Raw genomic sequence first — 23859 nt, forward strand, 5'->3', positions numbered from 1 at the left:
GTTTTTGATATGCCATCACGCGAGGCTGTCGTGATAACACTCGTTATTTCAAATAAAATGCTGGCTTGGCAATCCATTTGAAAAAAATCGCTTTGTAATTCATCGCGTTAGCTTTGATCTGGGGCGTTTCTAAGCAAACCGATTACACTGCTTCTACTTCAGTCACACACCAGAAATGATCGTTGCGTCTGGCAATAGAAGGTTGAACCTAAAATAAAACCAAGCTAAGGAGAGCCGATAGTGGCTTTAATATCATTACGACAACTTTTGGATTACGCGGCGGAGCATGGCTTTGCCGTACCTGCGTTCAATATCAGTAACATGGAACAAGTGCAGGCCATCATGCAAGCGGCCGACGCCTGCGATAGCCCGGTGATTATGCAAGGCTCGGCCGGCGCGAATCGTTATGCCGGCGAGGTATTTTTACGGCATTTGATTCTGGCGGCGGTCGAACAATATCCGCATATTCCGGTCGTCATGCATCGGGATCACGGACCCACGCCGGACATCTGCGCGCAAGCCATTCAATCCGGCTTCAGCTCGGTGATGATGGATGGCTCTTTACTGGCAGACATGAAAACCCCGGCGTCTTTTGATTACAACGTCGAGGTGACGCGCACTGTGGTCAGGATGGCGCATGCCTGCGGTGTATCGGTGGAAGGTGAAATCGGTTGCTTGGGTTCGTTGGAAAACCAGCAGAACGGCGATCACAGCCAGTTGCTGACCGATCCCGATGAAGCGGTGGAATTTGTTAAGCAAACCCAGATCGACGCGTTGGCGGTGGCTATCGGCACCAGCCATGGCGCTTATAAATTCAGCAAACCGCCTACTGGCGAAGTGTTGGTGATCAGCCGATTAAAAGCCTTGCAACAGCGTTTGCCGAATACGCATTTTGTGATGCACGGTTCCAGTTCCGTATCCCAAGATTGGTTGAAAGTCATCAACGAATACGGTGGCGACATTCCGCAAACCTATGGCGTGCCAGTCGAAGAAATTGTCGAAGGCATTAAATACGGCGTCCGCAAAGTCAATATCGATACCGATTTACGCATGGCCTCTACCGGGGCGATGCGCCGATTTTTGGCCCAACCCGAAAATGCCGCGGAGCTCGATGCGCGCAAGACCTATCAAGCTGTCAGAGATGCGATGCAGGCACTTTGCCAGGCTCGTTACCAAGCATTCGGCTCTGCCGGGCACGCCGGTAAAATTAAAGCCATGCCATTGGCCGAAATGGCTAAAACATATCGATAGGAAATGGGCTTCATGGCGCAAGTTAAAGCGGTTTTCTAATGTCAGGAACGATGAATGTTTTTCAATCTACTTCGATTAATCATTAATCCAACGGCCGCATTAACCGCCATCCACAACAAGCATGGTGATTTTGTTCAAGCCAGTTTTTTCAATAAGAAACTATTGTTTGTTTCCAAGCCCGAACATTTTGAAGAAATTTTCAGTCAAGAAGCCAGAGGCTTAGTGAGCCGGGACGCACTTTATGAGGCCAAGAAACCGATGTTTGGCGATGGTCTGTTTAATAGCAAGGTCGATACCTGGACAAACCAGCGTCGGCTGATGCAGCCATTATTTACCAAGCAAGCCATCGGCGCATGGCAAGACATCATGCTGGAAGAAGCCAATAGCACTGTCAGCCGGCTTAAAAATAGCAATAGTTCTGAAATCAATATTTCAAGGGAAATGAAGGAGGTCATTCAAAAAATTTTAATCCGGGTCATGTTTGGCCGGTTAAAATCTGAGCGCGGTGACGAGCAACTGATGAATGCCATCGACACCATTGTGAAGGGATTGTTTCCACACTTGGTCACGGAAACGCTGGGGAAAGGAAAATTAAAGCAACTATTTGTTTTGCAAAATAGGCGAATGGAGCTGGCTATCCGTCATTTTGCTGGTTATGTCGATGCGGAAATTAATCGTAACCCAAGCGAATCAGTCAATCAGAGTCTACTTTCCATGCTGATTCAAAGACAAGGCAGAACCGGTTACGCCATGCCAAAAGAGCTGTTAAAGGATGAAGCGGTGACCTTGTTTCTAGCGGGCCAAGACACCAGTGTTAATACCTTGATTTGGTTCTTTTATCTGCTGGGAAAACATGAAGCGATACATCAAAGAATTACCGACGAAATTCAACAATATGCCGCCGAATCGTTAAGCCTGGAGAATATAGAAATGTTGAGTTATACCAAGGCCGCCCTCTATGAAACATTAAGACTATATCCGCAAGCGATTGCTCTCAGCAGGGATGCCACCGACAACATTAGCGTAGGCGGCGAAAATATTGGCAAGAACACCACGGTTATCATGAGTGTATTTGCCACACACCGTGATGGCAGGCTTTGGCAGCGACCCCAAGCGTTTTATCCGGAACATTTTTTAGATGGCGCGGCAACCGAACGTCATAAAAACGCGTTTCTACCATTCGGCGGCGGCATACACAACTGCATTGGCCGGCATTTTGCCGAGCTGGAAATGATGATGACCATTGTAGCGATACTCAGAAATTTCACGATTAAAACCAATGTGAACATCAAGCCGGGATTAAGCATCACCTATAAACCGGAACGCGATGTGATGGTTTCGATTACCCCAATTTATTAGTTAGGTTCGCAGCCTTATTTATGAAAATCATCGCAACGCCAGTGTCGGCAAATCGATTGTTTTACTGGCCCGATGTTTCCCGATGTACAATCTATTTTTATTCCTGGAAAAAAGTGTGGATAAATTATGGGATTTGAACAACTAGCGTCCCTCAGAGATGAACTCGCAAAACAAGCGGCCGCCGAGAAATCCGTTATTCGGCAAAAGAAGGTGGAAGCATCTGTAAAAAAGGGTGGCAAAGTCGACGCGCTACTGGCCATCATCGGCTTGCTACAAAAGACCTTTCCGCTGGCATTCCCTAAAAAGCCTGCTCCCAAAGTACCCCTTAAAATCGGCATCCATAAAGACATTCTGGAGCAAGCCGAGCGGCTTGGCACCGATAAGAACGATTTGCGCAAGGCGATTAAAGCTTGGTGTTGGGGTAATCGTTACTGGGATTGCCTGACGGAAGATGCCGTCAGAGTCGATCTGGATGGCAATGCGGCGGGGCAAGTGACGAAAGCGGATACCGAACAGGCGAAAAAACTGAAAGCAGGGCGGCGGAAACAATCCGAGACGGTTACAGCTTTGCCGGCCGAGGGTGACTAGTATTTGTCAGGTCATTGAAGTCGGCGAGTAATATCGGCCAGAAGTGGCCGATCAAAAACTCCAAAATAACGGCAGATTAAATTTTGCTTTGATTCGTTTAACGGCGGCGAATCATCGTAACCAGGAAACAGAATGTCAGCATTCACCGAATGCTTGGCGTCAAATTTCTATCTACAGCGGTAATTCTGTAAACTCTGAAAAATAAACTCCGGAGTTTGCCGTTATTCATGAATACATCGCTTATTTCCCCAACCACACCCACCGATCAATCCGGCCCTATCATCTCCGTATGTGGCGTCAATAAAACCTATGCCGGCGGATTTCAAGCGCTGAAAAACGTCAACCTGGACATCAATCGCGGCGAGATATTTGCCTTGCTCGGACCCAACGGCGCCGGTAAGACGACATTGATCGGTATAATCTGCGGTATCGTCAAGGCCAGTTCCGGTACCATCATTGCCGACGGCCACGACATTGCCCGTGACTACCGCGCGGCGCGGGCCACTATCGGCCTGGTGCCGCAGGAATTGCATACCGACGCGTTCGAGTCGGTAGGGGCCACGCTAAAATTCAGCCGAGGACTGTTCGGTAAGGCGCCCAACCCTGCTTATTTGGAAAAAGTGTTGCGCGATCTGTCTCTGTGGGATAAGCGCGACGTAAAAATCATGACGCTATCCGGCGGCATGAAGCGCCGCGTGCTGATTGCCAAGGCACTGGCACACGAACCGTCGATATTGTTCCTCGACGAGCCCAGCGCCGGCGTGGATGTGGAGTTACGGCACGATATGTGGCGGATGGTCCGCGAACTGCGAGAGCAGGGCACCACCATCATTCTGACCACGCATTACATTGAGGAAGCCGAAGACATGGCGGACCGCATCGGCGTGATCAGCAAAGGCGAATTGATTGTAGTCGAAGATAAACAGGTTTTGATGCGCAAGCTCGGCAAGAAGCAGCTCACGCTGACGTTGCGTCAGCCCCTCGCCGCTATTCCGGCCGAACTCGGCGGCTGGCCGCTGGAGATTGCCGATAACGGACACGCCTTGGTCTACAGTTTCGACAGCCAAGAGGACGAAACCGGTATCGCTGAATTATTACGCGCGCTTGGCGAACACGGCATCGAATTCAGGGATTTACGCTCCAGCGAGAGTTCGCTGGAAGACATTTTCGTCAGTTTGGTACACCGGCCTAAGGAGGCGCGGGCATGAACATTTACGGCATACGCGCTATTTACTATTTCGAAATGGCGCGCACCTTTCGCACCTTGTCGCAAAGCATTGCCGCGCCGGTGCTGACCACATCACTGTATTTCATCGTGTTCGGCAAGGCCATCGCCTCGCGAATGGGCGACATCGACAGCATCAGTTACGGTGCCTTCATCATTCCCGGCCTGGTCATGCTGAATCTACTGAACGAAAGCATCTCCAACGCTTCGTTCGGCATTTATATGCCCAAGTGGGCGGGTACAATTTACGAGTTGCTCTCGGCGCCGGTGTCGTGGATCGAAATTCTGCTCGGTTATGTCGGCGCGGCGGCGACTAAGTCGGTGATGTTGGGCCTGCTGATTCTTGGCACCGCGCGCCTGTTCGTGCCTTACGAGATCGCCCATCCGGTGTGGATGATCGCCTTTCTGTTGCTGACCGCCGTTACCTTTAGTTTGTTTGGCTTCATCATCGGCCTGTGGGCCGATAGTTTTCAGAAGTTACAAGTGGTGCCGATGTTGGTCGTCACTCCGCTCACCTTCCTCGGCGGTGCATTTTATTCGATCAATATGTTGCCGCCGTTATGGCAGAAGATCACCTTGTTCAACCCGGTGGTGTACTTGATCAGCGGCTTTCGTTGGAGCTTTTACGGCATTGCCGACGTGCGTGTCGGCCTGAGTATCGGCATGACTTTCGGCTTTCTGCTGATCTGTCTGACTTTCGTCTGGTGGGTGTTCAAGAGCGGGTACAAGATTAGAAACTGAGATGGCGATGGCGCCGAATAATCGGATGGCTCAAACAATGAGCTGCCCATCGGTTTGGAAAGACGGGCTTCGCACTTTAGCCTATATTCGGTCGAGGATGCCGGCGCTCAAAAGCCCCTCGTATCGCCGACTCGTTCACTTGGATTTGCCTTTGTAACCAGTCGCCCGAGATTCGCCACAATTTCGGATACCTTACGAAATTGCTCTCCAGCGATTACTTGCAATCGAACTGCTTGGGCCAATCCCGGTAATTGAACACCTGGCCTTCCTGGCGCACGGTATCGACCGCAGCTAAGTCCAAGTCGGCATAAACCCATTGCGCCCGGTTGTATTCGCCGATCGCCAATATGCCATTATTCGGAAAGCCTCTGTCCACCGGCGTGTAAATCGCCGCCGCGCCGCAGTTGACGTCCACCGCTTCCGACCATTCCGCGATACCCACCAATGATGCTTGCACCACGTAGCATTGATTTTCCAAGGCGCGAGCCTGACAGCCGATCCGCACCCGGTAATAGCCGGCCTCGGTATCGGTACAGCTTGGCACCAAGATCAAGGTCGCGCCACGTTCGGCTTGCTGTCTGGCGTAGTGCGGAAATTCGCTGTCGTAGCAGATGTTGATCGCCACCTTGCCGAATACGGTGTCGAATAACTTGATCTCCAGGCCTCGGCTGATATGCCATTGCTCGTTCTCGAAGCGGGTCATCGTCAGCTTTTCCTGATAATCCACGTCGCCTTGCGGCGTAAAGAAATAGGCGTGATTACGGAATTCGCCGTTGTCGTGTTTGACCGGATAAGTGCCGGCCTGGATGTAAACCCGGTGCTCGGCGGCCAGGGTTTTGAACAACTCCAGATAATCCGGCAGCAAGGTTTGCAGTGCGTCGAGCTGGCCGTTCAAGGAGGAATAAACCTCCTTCGGAAACAAAGATGCCAATTCCATGCAGGCATATTCCGGAAACAACAGAATATCGGCTTTGTTGTCGGCCGCTTCTTTTACCCAGCGGCGGGCTTTGGCTTCAAAGTTTCCCCAGGTTTCCAGGAAGCTGATGTCGTATTGGGCGCTGGCGATTTTAGGCACGGTCTTCTCTCAACCAAAAAGTCATGGGTTTGGGGGTTTCCGCGACGTCGTCGAGGTCTTTCCAGGTGTAAGTGGTTTTTAGCTCGGGATGTTTGACATAGCCGCGCTTGTTCCAGAATGCATCCAGCGGCACGTAATCGGCTGGCCGGCGCGGATGATCAGTCGGACGCTCGACGCAGCAGAAGGTGATGTGTTTGAAGCCGCCTAAATCTTCGGCATGGGCTTCGCGCTGTTCGAAGAATCGCACGCCAATGCCCAGGCCGCGATAGGCTTTGTTCAACACCGATTCGCCGCAATAAAACACTTCATCCGGGTTGTAGCCGTTTTCGACGAACGGCTTTTTCACTTCGTCGGTTTCATATTTCAACGGGATGGCGGTCGAGGCGCCGATGATGGCATCGCCGTCGAAGGCCAACACGATCACGCTTTCTGGGCAGTTGATGTAGGTTTGCAGGTATTTTTTCTCGTACTCGTAATCGCCGTCGTATAAATACGGAAAGTCGCGGAATACTTCGATGCGCAGCCGCGCCAGTTCAGGAATGTATTGAATCAAGGCTTCGCCGCTGAGGCGCTGGATGCGGATGTCTTTGCTCATGCTGGTTTGCGGTTGAATGAAAAAACAAAATTTAGGTCGCCAGTTTGGCGGTTAAAAGCGGTATTGTATTGCAGGCTGCGGCGAATTGCCTATGGTGAATCGTTTGGTTAACACGCGTAGATCCGATTAGCGTAGCGTAATCGGACGCATGTTGTGTAAGCTTTGTGCCAATGATTTTCCTTTATCGAAATCAGGACTGGCCATGCCCAATTCTCGACGCGCATTCATCCCTGGAGGGACTTGGTTTTTTACTGTCAATCTATTGCAACGGCATAACAACGATTTGCTGGTCCGAGAAATTAGCTTGTTACGCAAAACGGTGAGAGTGGTTCAGGAGCGCCACCCATTTCGAATCGGCGCGTGGGCTCCCCAAAACCGAGCGGCGGTCAGAGGTACGAAAAGCCGCTGGGGAGCGTGGTATATGGCAACGGCATTTTTGGGAGCATTTTATTGGCGACGATGCCGAACATCAACGTCATGTCGATTATGTGCATGTAATCCCTTGAAATACGGGTGCGTCAAGCGTGTTGTTGATTGGCCTTATTCCACTTTTCATCGTTATGTCGCGAAAGGAATTTATCCGGTCGATTGGTGCGCCGATAGTGATGCCTTGGTTGATGGCGATGAATAACATGCGTCCGATTACGCTACGCTAAAATCGGACCTACGCGGGCTAATCGGATCTGCGTCTTTGCGGTGAATCAACGTCTTCGCCAAACATGATTCGGTGGCCATCAGGCGTTGTGACCATAAACTCCCGCATTCCCCACGGCTTGCTTTCTGGAGCTGAGAATGACTTCAGGCCACGGTCGAGAAACTCTTTGTGAAGGCCATCGACCCCTTGGACCTCAATGTATGCGAAATACGAGTGGTCGTTGATCTGGCTAGCTGGAATTTCATCGGGGCAATGACCCAACATCAACTGAATTCCATCTCTTGATAGAAAACACCACCCATCGAATTCTGCGTTGATTGCAAAACCAAGATTTTCGCAATAGAAGGCAACAGAGGTTCGTAGATCCCTTACCGCCAACACGCTTCGCGCCTTCTTTAGTTCTGCCATGATTCCTCCTCGCGTTTGCGTCATTTAGGATGACTAAATTTTTTAATAATAGAAATATCTTTTTATTTCAGCTATTTGGATTTGTTCGGCATAGACTAAATCAAATTGGATGGCCGTCAACGGTTTACCCAGATTATTTCTGTAATCGCCCCCGCCGTGCATCCATCGGATTTTGCCGTAACGGTCGGTAAATCTCCACACGGTCGTCAGCACTGACGGTTTTATCCAAACTGCAAACCAGCCCAAAAATCCCAACCTTCTGTTGGCTCAAATCAATTTCCGGAAATTCCCGCAAGATGCCGGAAGCTGCTATCGCATGTTCGACAGTACTATTCGCCGCCAAGCTGACAGCAATAAGCCTTTGCCGCTCGGACGTAGCGTAAGCCACTTCCACCGCGATCAAATCATCCGCCATACAAGGCTTTGGCTCGTTGGGTGAAGGAGCTGACCATGGTGTTGCAGATCTGATTGAACACTGGGCCGAAGGCTAGATTGGCCAGCATGCCGGAGATTTCGAATTCCAAGTCCAGCGAGATTTTGCTGGCATCCTCGCGCAAGGGCATGAAGCTCCAAAAGCCTTCTAATGATGAAAACGGCCCATCCAGCAAGCTGATCTGGATTTTACCGCCGCGATCGATGCGGTTGCGGGTGGTGAAGGATTTATGAAAACCGGCCTTGGCGATATCGATTTGACCCTCGACGATGTCGCCTTCACGCTTCAATATCTTGCTGCCGGAACACCACGGTAAAAATTTAGGATACGACTCGATGTCGTCTACAAGATCAAACATTTGCTTCGCGGAGAATTTAACCAAAGCGCTTTTTTGGACGACGGTGATCATTACAGCACTCCGAGCACATGCAGGAACACGATAAATACCGCACCGGGGGCGACATATTTGATTAAAACCTGCCAGGCTTTAAAGCCTTCGGCCGGCATTTCCAGTTCTTGTTCGGCATGGGTTTGGGTCATCATCCAGCCGGCAAACACCGCGATGCATAAACCGCCCAAAGGCAGCATCAGGTTGGCGGTCAGATAATCCAGCAACTCGAACAGGTTTTTATCGAATAGTTTAAAGCCGGACCAGATGTTGAATGAAAACACCACGGCGATGCCCAAACCCCAGCATGCGGTGCCGGACCAGACGCAGGCTTTTTGCCGATCAATATTTTTGTTTTCCACCAGCCAGGCGACCGCCGGTTCTATCAAGGAAATGGATGAGGTGAGGGCGGCGAAAAACAGCAACAGGAAAAACAGCAAACCGAATAACCAGCCGCCGCTCATGTGGCCGAAAGCCAGCGGCAGGGTTTGAAAAATCAAACCAGGCCCGGCGCTGGCTTCCAGGTTATTGGCGAACACCAACGGAAAAATGGCGATACCGGCCAGCAGTGCGACGATGGTATCGGCGCCGGCGATGAAGAAGGTGGTTTTAGCGATGGAGACATGGCTGGGTAAGTAGGAGCCGTAGACCATTATCGCGCCCATGCCCAGGCTCAGGGTAAAGAAGGCGTGGCCCATCGCGGTCAGCACGGCATCGGCGTCGATTTTGCTGAAATCGGGGCTGAACAAAAAGTGCATGCCTTGTTCGTAAGCGCCCGAAGCCATCGCGTAAGCGATCAGTATGATCAAGATAAAAAACAGAGCCGGCATCAAGAAGCGCACGGCTTTTTCCAGGCCGGCTTTGACGCCGCGCATCACTACCAGCATCGTGGTAACCATGAATACGGTGTGCCAGAAAATCTGCTGGATGGGGCTGGCCATCAGATTGTCGAATAGTCTTTGGATTTCTTCGGCGCTGCTGTTCATGAAGCCGCCGAAAAAGCCCTTGAAAATATAAGCCATTGCCCAACCGGCGATCACGCTATAGTAGGCCAGGATTAAAAAACCGGCGATCATGCCCATCCAGCCCAAATAGCCCCAGCGCGGATCGACCTTGGCTTCCGCCGCCAGGCTTTGCATGGTGTTGATCGGGCTTTGCCGGCCGCGGCGGCCCAGCATGATTTCAGCGATCATGATCGGTATGCCGATGGCGGCGACACAGAGCAAATACACCATCACGAAGGCGCCGCCGCCGTTTTGGCCGGCGATGTAAGGAAACTTCCAGATATTGCCCAAACCGACGGCCGAACCGGTGGCGGCCAGAATAAAGGCGAAGCGGGAAGACCATTCGCCGTGGATGGATGGGGTTTTATCGGTCATGTTGGGGAGCCCTGTGTGTTTTTATATCGTTATTTAACGGGTGTGTGGGTAAAATATCAAAATTCACGTTTTCAGTCAGTTTAAAAAATCTTCGCTACAGAATGGCAGCTAAAAAATCCAAGAAGGACAACAAAGCCACCGATAACACCATTGCGGTTAATCGCCAGGCTTCTCACGAATACACCATAGACGAGACATTCGAAGCCGGTCTGGTATTGGAAGGTTGGGAAGTAAAAAGTTTGCGCGACGGCCGGATTCAGCTTAAGGAAAGCTATGTGGATATCCGGCGCGGCGAGGCCTGGTTGTGCGGTGCGCACGTGTCGGCTTTGTTGTCGGCATCGACCCATGTCAACCCGGACGCGGTGCGCAAGAAAAAACTGCTGCTGCATAGGCGCGAGCTGAATAAATTGATCGGTTCCGTCGAACGTAAGGGCTATACCCTGATTCCGTTATCGATGTATTGGATCAAGGGCCGCGCCAAGTTGAAAATCGGTCTGGCGAAAGGTAAAAAATTGCATGACAAACGCGCCGCCGCCAAGGATAAGGATTGGCAGCGTGATAAAGCGCGGATCATGAAGCACGGTTAATGACGATGACTACGCATCCGAATTTATTGGACGTAAATAACAGCGTATTGCTGGTCGTGGATATTCAAGGCCGTTTGTCGACGGCGATGCCGGCGGCCGATCTCGAACAGATGCTCATCCATGGTCGTCGATTGCTGGAGGCTGCCCGTTTACTCAGCGTGCCGGTATTGTTGACCGAGCAGTATCCGCAAGGTCTTGGACCTACCCAGCCGGAAATTAGCGAGTGCTTGCCGGATGCCAGCAGGATATTCGCCAAGACCGGATTTTCCTGTTGCGCCGCCGATGGTTTCAATCAAGCCTTGGCCAATACCGGCCGCAAGCAAGTGGTGGTGATCGGTCAGGAAACGCATGTGTGCGTATTGCAAACTGCATTGGAGCTATTAAACCAAGCTTATCAAGTCCATGTTTTGACCGACGCGGTCTGCTCGCGGCGGGCCGAGCACAAGACTTATGCCTTGCAACGCATGCAACAGCAAGGCGCGACATTGAGTTGTCACGAGTCGGTATTATTCGAGTGGTTGCGGGATGCGCGACATGGCGAGTTCAAGACGATTTCGGCGTTATTGCGTTAAATAATAAAAATTTATGGGGGATAAATGATACGGAAAGCATGGACCGGGACATTACTGGGATCGTTATTGTTGGCGGCTTGCGGCGAGCCGCCGCTGCCGGTGCAGAAATTCGAAGGTTTCGCCCAAGGCACGACTTACCACATCAGTTATTGGTCGCCGCAAGCGGTGGACGGCACACAGTTGGCAGCCGAAGTGGAAAAAACCTTCGCCGATCTGGATAAATTGCTCTCCAACTATCGGCCCGATTCCGTTATCGAACAATTCAATGCCAATCAAACGGTAGAAAGTCAGGCGATCGATCCTCAGATCGTCTCGCTGGTGAAAATTGCCCAGTCGGTCAGTCAATTAAGTTCCGGATGTTACGATTTGACCATCAAACCCTTGTTCGATTTATGGGGGTTTCAGGGCGATCAATTGAATATCCCCGACCAGGCCACGATCGACGCCGCGCTGGCGAATGTCGGTATGAACAAGCTGCTATTGGCCGACGATAACCACATGATGAAGACATTGCCCAACGTGAGGGTCGATCTGTCTTCGATTGCGCAAGGCTATAGCGTCGGAAAAATCAGTCAGTTGCTGGAGCAAATGGGGGTCGTCAATTATATGGTGGAAATCGGCGGCGAATTGAAAGCATTGGGTCACAAGCCGGACGGCAAAGCCTGGCGGATTGCGGTAGAGAAACCATTACCGGGCGAGCGGACGATGCATAAAGTGGTGACGATGCCGAAAGAAACACCCATGGCGGTGATGACCTCCGGCACCTATCGGCATTATTTCGACGTCAAAGGCCAGCGTTACAGTCACATTCTCGATGCTCGCTCCGGCCGGCCGGTGACTCACGATTTAGTCGCTGTCAGCGTCTTTCACGATGACCCGACGGTCGCGGATGCCTGGTCTACCGCTTTGTTGTGTTTGGGGCAGGAAGAAGGTATGAAACTCGCCGACGCCGAAAAATTACAGGCGATGTTCATTCAGCAACAAGGGACCGAATTTGTGGAAAGCAAGACCAGGGCGTTGACCACCTCGACGCTGGTGACGATTAATTAAGCCAGTGTGGTTTCGTGGTAGTATCCGCGCACAAACGAATCGGGGGAGATTATGTTGGGGCTTAGTGATCATTTGACGTTTGCCGTGCATGGCGGCGGCGATAGCGGCGACGGTTTAGCCAGCGGTGTGGCCGGTTTATTGACATTCATCGAAGGTTTGGTGCGGCAAACGCCGTCGGAAACCTTCGCCAGTTTGTTGCCCGGCATTTCCGCGTTGCAGAATTTGCACCCGCTGTTCGTGCATTTTCCCATTGTCTTATTGACCTTGTTTTTTTTAATAGATGCCGTCGGCAGCTTCGCAGATCGCGCCGAATGGCGGCAGGTTGCCAGTTGGTTTTTATATTTGGGCACTGCTTTTGCCGGCATGACCGTGGCGGCCGGTTTGCTGGCGGCCAATTCGGTGGTACACGGTGGCGATGTTCATGAAATTATGGAACATCACGAACACTTGGGAATTTCGGTATTGAGTTTGTCCGCAGCGTTGTCCGCTTGGCGCTTAGTCGGCAAGGGCGTGATCGTCGGCGTTGCCAATACCCTGTATTTGCTGTTGGCGGCGATTTTATGCGGTCTGTTGGTGTTTACCGCCGATCTGGGTGGCTTAATGGTGTATAAGTACGGCGTTGCGGTCGAGGCTGCCGATAAGTTCAATCAAGCGGCGGCGCTCGCACATGAACACGATGAATCCGATACTCCCGCGACGGTGGATCATCCGGAATCCGACCATGATGACGTCGAGCATCCAGGTCATCATGACGAAAGCGTTCACGAGGCGACCGGCCACCACCACCACGACCATCAGCATGCACACTGACGGAATCGTCGCGATAAGCCGGCGGACAAAGGCTGACGACGGTCAGCCTTTTTTTATTGGTCCGGGCACGACATATCGGATAGCTGTGTTATCCTACGCCGCCGTTTTTTGTGAGGCTGTCGATGCGTACTCGCGTTAAAATTTGCGGCTTTATTCGCGTCGAAGACGCGCTCCGTGCCGCAGAATTGGGTGTCGATGCGATAGGTTTGGTGTTTTATCCACCCAGCCCGCGCAACGTCGATATAGAGCAAGCCGCGCGCATCAGTAGGGCATTGCCGGCTTTCGTTAGCGTGGTAGCCTTGTTTGTCGATGCCGAGCCGACACTGATCCGCGACGTATTAAATAAGGTTAGAGTCGATTGCTTGCAGTTTCATGGTGACGAAACGCCGGAAAGTTGCCGGCTCTACGATAAAACCTATATTAAAGCGATTCGGATGCGGGCGGATACGAACATCGCCGCACTGGAACAGCAATACCATGACGCGGCCGGCTTGCTGTTGGATGCCTATCATCCCGGCGTGCAGGGCGGTACCGGCAGCGGTTTCGATTGGGATTTAATTCCAAAAGATTGCCGCTTGCCGATCATATTGGCGGGGGGATTGACCCCGGATAACGCTGAGGAAGCGGTAAAGGCCGTAAAACCGTATGCGCTGGACGTCAGCAGCGGTGTCGAGGCTGGGAAAGGCATCAAGGACGCGGAGAAAATGGCTGCGTTTATAAGAAAAACTAATCAAGCGATAGAGAATTATGACTGACAATTACGATATGCCGGATGCTCGGGGCCATTTCGGGCCTTATGGCGGTATTTTTGTAGCGGAAACGCTGATGCCGGCTATTACCGAACTCAACGAAGCCTACCAACGCTATTTAAAAGATCCGGAATTTATCGCCGAACTCGATGCCGACTTGCAACACTACGTCGGCCGGCCGTCGCCGCTGTATCACGCTCAACGCTGGAGCCGTGAACTGGGCGGCGCGCAGATTTATCTGAAGCGCGAAGACCTAAACCACACTGGCGCGCACAAGGTCAACAACACCGTTGGGCAAGCGCTGTTGGCTAAACGGATGGGTAAGACCCGCATCATTGCCGAGACCGGCGCTGGCCAACACGGCGTGGCGACCGCAACTGTCGCGGCGCGTCTGGGTTTGGAATGCGTGGTGTACATGGGCGCCGTCGACGTCGCTCGTCAGGCCTTGAACGTCTACCGGATGAAATTGCTGGGCGCGACGGTGGTGCCGGTCGAATCCGGCTCGAAGACCCTGAAAGATGCGCTGAACGAAGCGATGCGCGACTGGGTGACCAACATCGACAATACTTTTTATATCATCGGCACCGTGGCCGGTCCGCATCCTTATCCGGCCATGGTTCGCGACTTCCAGGCCGTGATCGGCCGCGAAGCTCGCCAGCAATGTCTCGATCAAGCCGGCCGCTTGCCGGATGCGCTGGTTGCTTGCGTCGGCGGAGGTTCCAATGCCATCGGCTTGTTTTACCCGTTCATCGACGATAAATCGGTAAAAATGATAGGCGTTGAAGCCGCCGGCGATGGCATTGAAACCGGAAGGCATTCCGCGCCGTTGTCCGCTGGGCGTCCCGGTGTGTTACACGGCAATCGCACCTATCTGATGGCCGATGACGACGGCGAAATCATCGAGACTCATTCGATTTCTGCCGGCCTGGATTATCCCGGCGTTGGTCCCGAACATTCCTGGCTGAAAGATACCGGCCGCGCTCAATATGTCAGCATCACCGACGACGAGGCCTTACAAGGTTTTCATGCCTTGACCAGAATGGAAGGCATCATCCCGGCGCTGGAATCCAGCCATGCACTGGCTTATGCGATAAAACTGGCGCCGACCATGCGTAAAGATCAAATCATTATCGTCAACTTGTCCGGCCGCGGCGACAAGGACATGCACACCATCATGCAGCGCGAAGGAATTAGTTTATGAGCCGCTTAGCCGACAAATTTGCCGAATTAAAAGTTTCTGGCCGTAAGGCCTTGATCCCGTTCATCACCGCCGGCGATCCGTATCCGGAGTTTACCGTGCCGCTGTTGCATGAAATGGTGGCGGCCGGCGCCGACGTGATCGAACTGGGCGTGCCGTTTTCCGACCCGATGGCCGATGGCCCGGTGATTCAACGCGCCAGCGAACGGGCTTTGTCTCATCACGTTGGCTTGCGCAAGGTGTTGAGTATGGCGATGGAGTTTAGGAAAACCGACCAAACCACGCCACTGGTATTGATGGGCTATTTGAATCCGATCGAAATCATGGGCTACCAGGACTTCGCCAACGCCGCTCAGCGCGCCGATGTCGATGGTGTGCTGACCGTGGATTTACCGCCGGAAGAAGCCGAAGGCTGCGTCGAATTGTTGCGCGAGCGCGGCATCGATCAGATTTTCCTGCTGGCGCCGAATACCACCGCCGAACGCATTCAGAAAATGGATGCGGTGGGTAGCGGTTATTTGTATTACGTATCGCTGAAAGGCGTCACCGGCGCCGGCCATCTCGATACCGCCGACGTCGAGGACAAATTGCAACTGATTCGCGCCAATACCGGTTTGCCGGTCGGTGTCGGTTTTGGCGTCAAGGATGCCGAAACCGCCAAGACCATCGCCAATATCGCCGATGGCGTGGTGGTGGGCAGTGCGCTGATCAGTAAAATCGAAGCCAATCTCGACGATCCCGCGCAGGCCAAAAGCGAGATAATTGCCTTGTTAAAATCCATGCGTCAGGCAATGGATAGTTAAGAATTTCAGCGGAGTAGACAACGAATGAGTTGGTTTGAAAAATTAGTGCCGTCCGTGATCAGGACGGACAACGGTCAGAAGAAAACCACGGTGCCGGAAGGTTTGTGGAATAAATGTCCGCGCTGCGACGCAATTTTATTCAACGCGGAGCTGGAAAAAAATTTTAGCGTCTGCCCAAAATGCGATCATCATCTGCGGATTTCGGCGCGCAAGCGGCTGAATATGTTTTTGGATGAAGAAGGCCGTCAGGAAATCGGCGCTGGTCTGAAACCGAATGATCCGTTGAAATTCAAGGATAGCAAGCGTTACAAGGACAGAATTACTCAAGCCCAGAAGCAGAGTAACGAAAACGACGCACTGGTGGTGATGAGCGGCACCTTGCTCGGGCACGGCATCGTCGCCGCGGCGTTCGATTTTGGTTTCATGGGTGGCTCTATGGGGTCGGTGGTCGGCGAGCGCTTCGTGCGCGGCGTCAACGAAAGCCTGCGTCAGGGTGTGCCTTTCATCGTGTTTACCGCCAGCGGTGGTGCGCGGATGCAAGAGTCTTTGTATTCGCTGTTTCAAATGACCAAAACCAGCGCGGCGTTGACCAAACTGGCCGCCGCCGGCATTCCTTATATTTCGTTCATGACCGATCCGACCATGGGCGGTGTCTCTGCCAGTTTGGCGATGCTGGGCGATATCAATGTCGCCGAACCCGATGCCTTGATTGGCTTCGCCGGTCCGCGGGTCATCGAGCAGACTGTGCGGGAAAAATTGCCGGAAGGTTTTCAGCGTAGCGAGTTTTTGCAAGAGCACGGCGCGATCGATATGATTGTTGATCGCCGGGAGATGCGCGATAAAATGGCTAGCATTTTGGCGGTATTATGCGCCGAGCGCGCCAATTCGAATGTGGTCGAAGCCAGTGTTAATGCCGAAGATGCCGATCAACAGAGCGGGACAGTCGATTTGGAAGAACAGGGTTAAGTCCGGTCGAAATGGCGCGTTTTGATTCGCTGCAAGCGTGGCTGAATTGGCAGGAGCAACTACACCCACGGCCTATAGACCTGGGGTTGGGTCGGGTCGCCGGTGTCTATCGACAACTTGATCCTCATCGGAAGAAACCGCCTACCATCACGGTCGCCGGCACCAACGGTAAAGGTTCGTGCGTGGCGTTTCTGGAAGCGATTTACCGCGCCGAAGGCTATAAGGTTGGTGCGTATACTTCGCCGCATATTTTGCGCTATAACGAGCGCATTCGCATCGACGGTCAGCCGGTCGACGATGCGCTGATTTGCGAGGCTTTCGCCCGTATCGATGCCGCGCGCGGCGATACCAGTCTCAGTTATTTCGAGTTCGGCACCTTGGCGGCATTGAGCATTTTTGCCGATGCCGATCTCGATATACAGTTATTGGAAGTCGGCTTGGGCGGCAGATTAGATGCGGTGAATATCGTCGATCCGGACGTGGCGCTGGTGACGACGATAGCCTTGGATCATGTCGATTGGCTGGGCAATACCGAAGCCGCCATCGGCCGGGAAAAAGCCGGTATTTTTCGGAAGGGAGTGGCGGCGGTGATAGGCGATGGTAACGCTCCCGATTCGGTAGCCGAAGTCGCCACGCAAATCGGCGCCCTGACCTTGCAGATGGGTAAGGCGTTTACCTATCAAAAGCACGCGGATAGTTGGGATTGGCAATCTGCCGACAGCCGGATTACCGATTTGCCGATGCCGGCCTTTAAAGGCGAACATCAATATAAAAATGCCTCGGCGGTGATCATGGCCGTCCAAGCCTTGCAGCCTTTATTAAAAGTCGCCGACGATTCGATCCGGCAAGGCTTGCGGTCGGCGCGGCTGCAAGGCCGTTTTCAACAGATTGACGGTGCCATCCCGGTGTTACTGGATGTTGGCCATAATCCGCAAGCCGTGCAAACCTTGATCGATTATTTGCGTGATTATTTTCCGAAGGTCAAAATTCATGCGGTGTTTGCGATGATGCGCGATAAGGATATCGCCGGTGTATTGAATATGATGCGCGATCGAGTGGCCGTTTGGTATCTGGCGCCGCTTAACAATCCGCGCGCGGCGAGTCCGGAACAGTTGGAGACTTATTTTCAGCAACAAGGCATGCAGAATCTCCAGAGCGGATTCGCGGACTTTGCCGAGGCATTTGTCGCGGCGCAGCAAAATGCCCGGCCAGACGAGCTAATCTTGATTTTTGGCTCTTTTTTTCTGGTATCCGAATATTTATCAAAATTTTCCTAGAGGTGATGAAAATGGATCAAGAGTTAAAGCAACGATTGATTGGTGCGGCGGTAATTACCGCGTTGGCGGCGATTTTCGTACCGATGTTATTCGACGATCCGATCGACGAAACCGGCAAGAGTATCAACGAGTTGAAAATCCCCGAGTTGCCGGCGAAGGCGCAGGATGTGGAAATTATGCCGCTGCCGGAGAAGGTCGAAGACGTCGCCGAAAACCTGCCGGCCGAAACGCCGGTGAAAGCACCGGCCAGAGTGGTCGAAGAAGGCGAACCGGAAGCCGAATTGGCAGCGCCGCAGCCGCAAGCGAAGTTGCCCGCGCCGATTCAGCGTAAATTGCCGACTGCTAACCCGTCGGCTGCCGTGGCTCAGATCGACGAGGAACCCGCCGAAGCCGAGGATGTGCCGGTGATCAGCAAACCTAGTAAACTGCCGGCTGTGGCTCCTGCCCCGGCGGTGCAGCCGTTGCAAACCAGTCCGGTACCGAAACCCTTGAAGCCCAGCAATAAATTGCCAGTGGTCAAAGCCGAACCGGCACCCGCATCGGTCGCGCCGACTGCGGTGGTTAAATCCTTGCCCGCCGTCGAGGAAACCAATCGCTGGTATCTACAAGTTGGCACCTTCAGCCAAAAGCCCAACGCTATCAGCTTGCAGGATAATCTGAAACAGCAAGGTTTTGCCGCCTCGGTAAGAGAAGTGGCGACCGATAAGGGCACAGTATTCAAGGTGCGCATCGGCCCTATCGTCGATAAAGTCAAAGCCCAGGCCGTTAAAGCTAAACTCGCGCAAATCAACGTTAACAGCTTTGTGTCCGCCGATGAATAAGTATCCTGGGCAGACGGGTTGCCGGGAGTAGCCGGCTAAGTCATGTTGGATTTTTTGCCTTGGTCCAAGTTGTTATGGGTCGATTATCTGGTGATCGCCATTATTGCCATCTCGGCGGTTATGGGTTTGCTGCGCGGTTTCATCAAGGAAGCCTTCGCCTTGGTCTTGTGGATCGTCGCGGTTTGGGTGGCGACGCAGTATAGCCGCGATGTGTCGGTGCTGTTGCAATCGACTATCAGCTATCCGTCCGCGCGGATTGCCGCCGGATTCGCCATCCTGTTCTTCGCTACGCTAATTCTCGGCAGCTTGATCAGTTTTTTGCTGAGTCAGCTGATTGAAAAAACCGGATTGACCGGCAGCGACCGTCTGCTGGGCATGTTGTTCGGTATCGCCCGTGGGGCGGTGCTGGTTTCTCTACTGGTCATGCTGGCCGGCTTGACGCCGTTGCCGGAAGACTCCTGGTGGAAGCAATCCCTTCTCATTCCTCCGTTTCAAGCCTTGGCGGTTTGGCTGAAAAACCATATGCCGGCCGGTTTGGCGGATTACATCCATTATCGATAACTCGGGTCAACTATGTGTGGTATTGCTGCAATTGTTTCATATCAAAGTGTTAATCAGGATCTATACGATGCCCTGACGGTACTCCAGCATCGCGGCCAGGATGCCGCTGGTATCGTCACCTGCGACGGCGGGCGTTTGCATCTGCGCAAGGATAACGGTTTGGCGCGCGACGTGTTTTCCAGCAAACAAATGATGAAATTGACGGGCAATATGGGCATCGCCCATGTGCGTTATCCGACGGCCGGTTGTACCAGTTCCGCGGAAGCGCAGCCGTTTTACGTCAACTCGCCGTTCGGTTTGACCTTGGCGCACAACGGCAATCTGACCAACACCGAAGAACTGAAATACCAGGTGTTCATGGACGACCAGCGTCATATCAATACCGATTCGGACTCGGAAGTGTTGTTGAATGTATTTGCCCATGAATTGGCGCAATTCGGCAAGCTGAAACTGACTGTCGACGACGTGTTTCAGGCGGTCAGCGCGGTCCATAAACGTTGCCGAGGCGCTTACGCGGTGGTGGTGATGATCGCCGGTTTCGGCGTGCTGGGTTTTCGTGATCCGCACGGTATTCGCCCCATTGTATTCGGCGAGCGCAAGTCCGAAGAGGGCACCGAATATATGATTGCCTCGGAAAGCGTGGCATTGGACGTACTTGATTTTCATCTGATTCGCGACATCGAGCCGGGCGAAGCGGTGTTTATCGAAGCCAACGGTCAATTGCATACCCGGCAATGTACAGAGGAAGTGGATCATTGTCCGTGCATTTTCGAATATGTGTATTTCGCTAGGCCGGATTCGATCATCGACAATATTTCGGTATACAAAGCCCGGATGCGGATGGGTAAAAAACTGGCCGAAAAAATTCAACGGGAATGGCCGAACCACGATATCGATGTGGTGATTCCGATTCCGGATACCAGCCGCACCGCCGCCTCGCAGATTGCCCACGATCTGGGCGTCAAGTTCCGCGAAGGTTTCATGAAAAACCGCTATATCGGCCGGACTTTCATCATGCCTGGCCAGAAGATGCGCAAGAAATCGGTCAAGCAAAAGTTGAATGCTATTGCCTTGGAATTCGACGGCAAGAACGTGTTATTGGTTGACGATTCCATCGTGCGCGGTACCACCTCCGAGCAAATCATTCAAATGGCTAGGGATGCCGGCGCCAAGAAAGTCTATTTCGCGTCGGCTGCGCCGCCGGTGCGTTATCCCAACGTCTATGGCATCGACATGCCGGCCGCGCACGAATTGATTGCGCATGATCGTACCGAGGCGGAAGTTTGCCAGGCCTTGGGTGCCGACAAGCTGATTTACCAAGACCTGGACGATTTGATCGACGCGGTTGGCAAGGGTAATCCGAATATCAAGCATTTCGATACCTCTTGTTTCAGTCACGATTACATCACCGGCGACATCGACGACGCTTATCTGGCGCGGATCGAAGCCTTGCGCAACGATCATGCCCAGGAAACGCGCAACAGCAGTAATTTTATTATCGAAATGCAGGTAGCAAAATAAAAGGGACGACAGATGAACGATTTCGACTGGCAAGATTATGCTCCGGAAACCCAGGCCATTCGCGCCGGGCATAAACGCACACATGAAGACGAACACAGCATGCCGATTTTCGCCACTTCCAGCTATGTGTTCAAATCGGCGGAGGAAGCGGCGCTACGTTTTACCGGCAAGCAGCCCGGCAATATCTATTCGCGCTTTACCAATCCGACCGTCAGCGCTTTTCAGGAGCGCTTAGCCTATCTGGAAAAGGGCGAGCGCTGTTTGGCGTTTTCGTCGGGCATGGCGGCGATCATGGCAGTGGGTATGGCCTTGCTGAAAGCCGGCGACCATGTCGTGTGTTCGCGTAGCGTGTTCGGTAATACCGTGCTGACCTTTCAAAATTACTTCGGCAAATTTGGCGTCGAGACTGATTTTGTCAGTCTGACCGACCCTTCGGCTTGGGAAGCGGCGATCAAACCCAATACCCGATTTTTGTTTCTGGAGACCCCGTCAAATCCGTTGATCGAAATCGCCGACATTCGGGCGCTGGCGGATATTGCCCATAAACACGGCGCGCTGCTGGTGGTCGATAATGTGTTCTGCACGCCGATCTTGCAGCAGCCGTTGACGCTGGGTGCCGATTTGGTAGTGCATTCCACCACCAAATACATCGACGGCCAAGGCCGTTGCGTCGGTGGGGCGGTAGTTGCCAACGAAGAGTTGATCGAAAAATACGTTTACCCGTATTTGCGCACCGGCGGCGCGACGATGAGTCCTTTCAACGCCTGGGTGTTCCTGGGCGGATTGGAAACGCTGGCGATTCGGATGAAGGCCCATTGCGACAACGCCTTCGAGCTGGCCAAGTGGCTGGAGCAACAACCGGCGGTAGCCAAAGTGCATTATCCGGGCTTGGCTTCGCATGCCCAGCACGAATTGGCAAAACGCCAGCAAAGCCATTTCGGCGCGGTCGTCAGTTTCGAGCTGCATGGTGGCAAGGACCAAGCTTGGCAATTGATCGATTCCACTAAAATGCTGTCGATCACTGCAAATCTGGGCGATGTGAAAACTACTATCACTCATCCGGCCACCACTACCCATGGCCGCCTGCCGCCGGAAGCGCGTGCGGAAGCCGGAATTAAGGATAGTTTGGTCAGAATATCGGTGGGGCTGGAAAATATCGACGATATCAAAGCCGATTTACTGAACGGTTTGGCGTAACATTGAACCGTTCGGTGTGGCGAGCAGCTATTGGTCGGTAAGCGCAAATCGAAAAATAAGCTATCTTTGACCAAGGTTATAGAGAGATTCCGATGATGTTTCAGGATAGAAAAGAATACCGAAAAAACTTTAACGCCGAAGGCCTGCTATATGTGGCTGGCGAGGTATTGCAGTTGAACTGCTATGATGTCTCCTTAAACGGTGCAATGGTGGAAATCAGTCCGGGAGAGTTGTTGACGACCATCCAGGATTTCGAAGCCTTATTAAACCAAGGCCGGCAGGCGGAAATTTTCGTCGAAGAACTGATGTTGGCTGGCGAAGTCGATATCGTCTGGGTCAAGCGGGAACACAATCGCATCATGATGGGCATGGAGTTCCGCGATGTAGTGCATAATGCCCAGAAACTCTGGCGTAAACGCCGCAGTTACCGCAAAGTTGGAGCGTTTACCGCAGATGTATTCATCGATAAAGAGCGAGTGATCGCTGAAGGTATCAATCGCTCGGTGGACGGCATGTGCTTGAGGCTAACAGGCAATCATCCGGCCATTAAAGCCAATACACCGGTTAAAGTGCACGTCGGCGAGCTTGGCTTGAGTGCATTGGGTAAGGTGGTTTGGGTGGAAAGTAACGAACTAGCCACCCGTTTCGGATTGCAGTTGCTCACCATCAAATAAATTAAGCCGCTTAAACCTGCAGCAGCGGGTCTAGCTCTTGTCTCACGTCCAATGCATGCAGGTCGTCAAAACCGCCGATATGGCGTTCGCCGATATAGATTTGCGGCACTGTGCGGCGCTTGGTCTTTTCTACCATTTGCTCACGCAATCCGGGTTCCGCATCGACATTGATTTCGGTATAGCCCACGCCCTTACGTTCGAAGAGTTTTTTGGCCATGGTGCAATAAGGGCAAAACTTGGCGGTGTATATGATGATTTGTGGCATGATAAAATTAATAAGTGCTAATAAATGGCTGCATTTTAACGGTCAGGCCGGTTTTGCTCAATAGCGATGGCGTTGGCCAGTTGCTCGATCAAGCAACTGGCGGCTTGCGTCAAACTAGCGCCGAACGCCACAATCCCGTCTTCGTGGCCGAGCATGCTGAATAAACCCTTGGTTTGCAGTTGGCCGGACGCGAACAATTGCGCGACCGCCTGTGCCATCGCCGGCGTACCGTAAGGTATATCTTCGGCGGTATGGGCTAAATTCAGCGGCAAGGTGTTATGCCATAATTCCGGCGCATGGACATGGATGACGGCTTGTATAGTTTTGTCTTGGGAATAGACGCTGGCATGAGTCAAGGCTTCCGAAGACGGTTGCGACAAACCGAACGATTGCAGGTAATTGCGTCGCGGGGACGCACTGTTTACCAAGGCAAAATCCGATTTGCCGAGCCGGGCTAGGTGGCCGGTTTGGGTGCCGGATATTAAAAATTCGCCGCCGCCGGGAACCAGGCGCTGGCTGATATTGCCGAAACCCAGGCCATGATATTTCTCGGCGATTTGGCCGATCAATCGTAAGCGGTACAGTATACTGCGCCAAGCGCAAAGCTCGCGGACATCGATGGCCGTCGGCAGTTCCCTATATTGATGATCAAGGTGGTATTTGATAACACCTTCTGGTTCGCCGATCATGTTTTCCATTCTTTAACGCCTA

At 52.6% G+C, this 23859-nt stretch carries 27 protein-coding genes and 1 pseudogene; 20 read left to right on the forward strand and 8 right to left on the reverse strand.

Features of this window, described 5'->3' with window-relative positions; genetic code table 11:
* The first annotated feature begins 240 nt into the window (after nucleotides 1-240).
* From fba to QZJ86_RS09635, 5 genes are all read left to right on the forward strand, one after another.
* Complete coding sequence (fba, locus tag QZJ86_RS09615; protein ID WP_301938502.1) at nucleotides 241-1251, forward strand: class II fructose-bisphosphate aldolase; 1011 nt, start codon at nucleotides 241-243, stop codon at nucleotides 1249-1251.
* Nucleotides 1252-1305: 54 nt separating this feature from the next.
* The gene (locus QZJ86_RS09620; protein WP_301938503.1) at nucleotides 1306-2610 is read left to right on the forward strand and encodes a cytochrome P450; all 1305 of its coding nucleotides are present in this window, start codon (nucleotides 1306-1308) and stop codon (nucleotides 2608-2610) included.
* Nucleotides 2611-2736: 126 nt separating this feature from the next.
* Nucleotides 2737-3198, forward strand: coding sequence for a ProQ/FinO family protein (locus tag QZJ86_RS09625; RefSeq protein WP_301938504.1), 462 nt, complete (start codon nucleotides 2737-2739; stop codon nucleotides 3196-3198).
* 227 nt (nucleotides 3199-3425) lie between these two features.
* Nucleotides 3426-4406 (forward strand): ABC transporter ATP-binding protein, encoded by a 981-nt coding sequence (locus QZJ86_RS09630; protein ID WP_301938505.1) that lies wholly within the window; start codon nucleotides 3426-3428, stop codon nucleotides 4404-4406.
* Entirely contained in the window at nucleotides 4403-5164 is a 762-nt protein-coding gene (locus tag QZJ86_RS09635) for an ABC transporter permease (protein WP_301938507.1), read from the forward strand. Before QZJ86_RS09630 ends, QZJ86_RS09635 begins: the two co-directional genes overlap by 4 nt.
* Nucleotides 5165-5378: 214 nt before the next feature.
* Here QZJ86_RS09635 and QZJ86_RS09640 read toward each other — a convergent pair whose 3' ends face one another.
* Both QZJ86_RS09640 and QZJ86_RS09645 read right to left on the reverse strand, forming a co-directional pair.
* Nucleotides 5379-6239: a carbon-nitrogen hydrolase family protein gene (locus QZJ86_RS09640; RefSeq protein WP_301938510.1), complete on the reverse strand. Its 861-nt coding sequence runs from the start codon at nucleotides 6237-6239 to the stop codon at nucleotides 5379-5381.
* Nucleotides 6232-6834 carry a GNAT family N-acetyltransferase gene (locus QZJ86_RS09645; protein WP_301938511.1) on the reverse strand — a complete coding sequence of 201 codons (603 nt, stop codon included), beginning with the start codon at nucleotides 6832-6834 and terminating at the stop codon, nucleotides 6232-6234. Before QZJ86_RS09645 ends, QZJ86_RS09640 begins: the two co-directional genes overlap by 8 nt.
* A 202-nt stretch (nucleotides 6835-7036) precedes the next feature.
* Here QZJ86_RS09645 and QZJ86_RS21615 point away from each other — a divergent pair.
* A pseudogene (locus tag QZJ86_RS21615) lies at nucleotides 7037-7465 on the forward strand (transposase).
* 42 nt (nucleotides 7466-7507) lie between these two features.
* Here QZJ86_RS21615 and QZJ86_RS09655 read toward each other — a convergent pair.
* The 4 genes from QZJ86_RS09655 to QZJ86_RS09670 all read right to left on the reverse strand — a co-directional run bounded on the left by QZJ86_RS09655 (nucleotide 7508) and on the right by QZJ86_RS09670 (nucleotide 10097).
* Complete coding sequence (locus QZJ86_RS09655; protein WP_301938513.1) at nucleotides 7508-7897, reverse strand: bleomycin resistance protein; 390 nt, start codon at nucleotides 7895-7897, stop codon at nucleotides 7508-7510.
* Nucleotides 7898-8030: 133 nt separating this feature from the next.
* The gene (locus QZJ86_RS09660; protein ID WP_301938941.1) at nucleotides 8031-8297 is read right to left on the reverse strand and encodes an RnfH family protein; all 267 of its coding nucleotides are present in this window, start codon (nucleotides 8295-8297) and stop codon (nucleotides 8031-8033) included.
* A gap of 4 nt (nucleotides 8298-8301) precedes the next feature.
* A complete protein-coding gene (locus QZJ86_RS09665; protein WP_301938516.1) occupies nucleotides 8302-8739 on the reverse strand; it encodes a type II toxin-antitoxin system RatA family toxin in 438 nt (145 codons plus the stop codon).
* Nucleotides 8739-10097, reverse strand: a complete 1359-nt coding sequence (locus tag QZJ86_RS09670) for a sodium-dependent transporter (protein WP_301938517.1) — start codon at nucleotides 10095-10097, stop codon at nucleotides 8739-8741. Before QZJ86_RS09670 ends, QZJ86_RS09665 begins: the two co-directional genes overlap by 1 nt.
* 101 nt (nucleotides 10098-10198) lie before the next feature.
* Here QZJ86_RS09670 and smpB point away from each other — a divergent pair, with 101 nt between their 5' ends.
* From smpB to QZJ86_RS09740, 14 genes are all read left to right on the forward strand, one after another.
* Nucleotides 10199-10684, forward strand: coding sequence for an SsrA-binding protein SmpB (gene smpB / locus QZJ86_RS09675; RefSeq protein WP_301938518.1), 486 nt, complete (start codon nucleotides 10199-10201; stop codon nucleotides 10682-10684).
* Between the two features lie 5 nt (nucleotides 10685-10689).
* Nucleotides 10690-11256, forward strand: coding sequence for a hydrolase (locus QZJ86_RS09680; RefSeq protein ID WP_301938519.1), 567 nt, complete (start codon nucleotides 10690-10692; stop codon nucleotides 11254-11256).
* A 24-nt stretch (nucleotides 11257-11280) separates the two neighbouring features.
* Entirely contained in the window at nucleotides 11281-12306 is a 1026-nt protein-coding gene (locus tag QZJ86_RS09685) for an FAD:protein FMN transferase (protein ID WP_301938520.1), read from the forward strand.
* Nucleotides 12307-12357: 51 nt separating this feature from the next.
* Complete coding sequence (locus tag QZJ86_RS09690) at nucleotides 12358-13116, forward strand: DUF2231 domain-containing protein (RefSeq protein WP_301938521.1); 759 nt, start codon at nucleotides 12358-12360, stop codon at nucleotides 13114-13116.
* A gap of 122 nt (nucleotides 13117-13238) precedes the next feature.
* Nucleotides 13239-13871, forward strand: coding sequence for a phosphoribosylanthranilate isomerase (locus tag QZJ86_RS09695; protein WP_301938522.1), 633 nt, complete (start codon nucleotides 13239-13241; stop codon nucleotides 13869-13871).
* Nucleotides 13864-15066: a tryptophan synthase subunit beta gene (gene trpB / locus QZJ86_RS09700; RefSeq protein WP_301938523.1), complete on the forward strand. Its 1203-nt coding sequence runs from the start codon at nucleotides 13864-13866 to the stop codon at nucleotides 15064-15066. Before QZJ86_RS09695 ends, trpB begins: the two co-directional genes overlap by 8 nt.
* Nucleotides 15063-15866: a tryptophan synthase subunit alpha gene (trpA, locus tag QZJ86_RS09705; protein ID WP_301938524.1), complete on the forward strand. Its 804-nt coding sequence runs from the start codon at nucleotides 15063-15065 to the stop codon at nucleotides 15864-15866. The genes trpB and trpA overlap by 4 nt, the downstream gene beginning before the upstream one ends.
* Nucleotides 15867-15890: 24 nt before the next feature.
* Nucleotides 15891-16832 (forward strand): acetyl-CoA carboxylase, carboxyltransferase subunit beta, encoded by a 942-nt coding sequence (gene accD, locus QZJ86_RS09710; RefSeq protein WP_301938525.1) that lies wholly within the window; start codon nucleotides 15891-15893, stop codon nucleotides 16830-16832.
* 11 nt (nucleotides 16833-16843) lie between these two features.
* A complete protein-coding gene (folC, locus tag QZJ86_RS09715; protein WP_301938526.1) occupies nucleotides 16844-18109 on the forward strand; it encodes a bifunctional tetrahydrofolate synthase/dihydrofolate synthase in 1266 nt (421 codons plus the stop codon).
* Between the two features lie 11 nt (nucleotides 18110-18120).
* Nucleotides 18121-18930 (forward strand): SPOR domain-containing protein, encoded by an 810-nt coding sequence (locus QZJ86_RS09720; RefSeq protein ID WP_301938527.1) that lies wholly within the window; start codon nucleotides 18121-18123, stop codon nucleotides 18928-18930.
* 42 nt (nucleotides 18931-18972) lie between these two features.
* Nucleotides 18973-19491, forward strand: a complete 519-nt coding sequence (locus tag QZJ86_RS09725) for a CvpA family protein (RefSeq protein ID WP_301938528.1) — start codon at nucleotides 18973-18975, stop codon at nucleotides 19489-19491.
* Between the two features lie 12 nt (nucleotides 19492-19503).
* Nucleotides 19504-21012 carry an amidophosphoribosyltransferase gene (gene purF / locus QZJ86_RS09730; protein ID WP_301938530.1) on the forward strand — a complete coding sequence of 503 codons (1509 nt, stop codon included), beginning with the start codon at nucleotides 19504-19506 and terminating at the stop codon, nucleotides 21010-21012.
* Between the two features lie 12 nt (nucleotides 21013-21024).
* Nucleotides 21025-22209, forward strand: a complete 1185-nt coding sequence (locus tag QZJ86_RS09735) for an O-succinylhomoserine sulfhydrylase (protein ID WP_301938531.1) — start codon at nucleotides 21025-21027, stop codon at nucleotides 22207-22209.
* Between the two features lie 92 nt (nucleotides 22210-22301).
* The gene (locus QZJ86_RS09740; protein ID WP_301938533.1) at nucleotides 22302-22883 is read left to right on the forward strand and encodes a PilZ domain-containing protein; all 582 of its coding nucleotides are present in this window, start codon (nucleotides 22302-22304) and stop codon (nucleotides 22881-22883) included.
* Between the two features lie 10 nt (nucleotides 22884-22893).
* Here QZJ86_RS09740 and grxC read toward each other — a convergent pair whose 3' ends face one another.
* Both grxC and QZJ86_RS09750 read right to left on the reverse strand, forming a co-directional pair.
* Nucleotides 22894-23148 carry a glutaredoxin 3 gene (gene grxC, locus QZJ86_RS09745; RefSeq protein ID WP_301938536.1) on the reverse strand — a complete coding sequence of 85 codons (255 nt, stop codon included), beginning with the start codon at nucleotides 23146-23148 and terminating at the stop codon, nucleotides 22894-22896.
* A gap of 35 nt (nucleotides 23149-23183) precedes the next feature.
* Nucleotides 23184-23846 carry a class II aldolase/adducin family protein gene (locus tag QZJ86_RS09750; protein WP_301938538.1) on the reverse strand — a complete coding sequence of 221 codons (663 nt, stop codon included), beginning with the start codon at nucleotides 23844-23846 and terminating at the stop codon, nucleotides 23184-23186.
* Nucleotides 23847-23859 lie beyond the last annotated feature (13 nt).

This window comes from Methylomonas montana, from assembly GCF_030490285.1.
In the GTDB taxonomy this organism is placed as follows: domain Bacteria; phylum Pseudomonadota; class Gammaproteobacteria; order Methylococcales; family Methylomonadaceae; genus Methylomonas; species Methylomonas montana.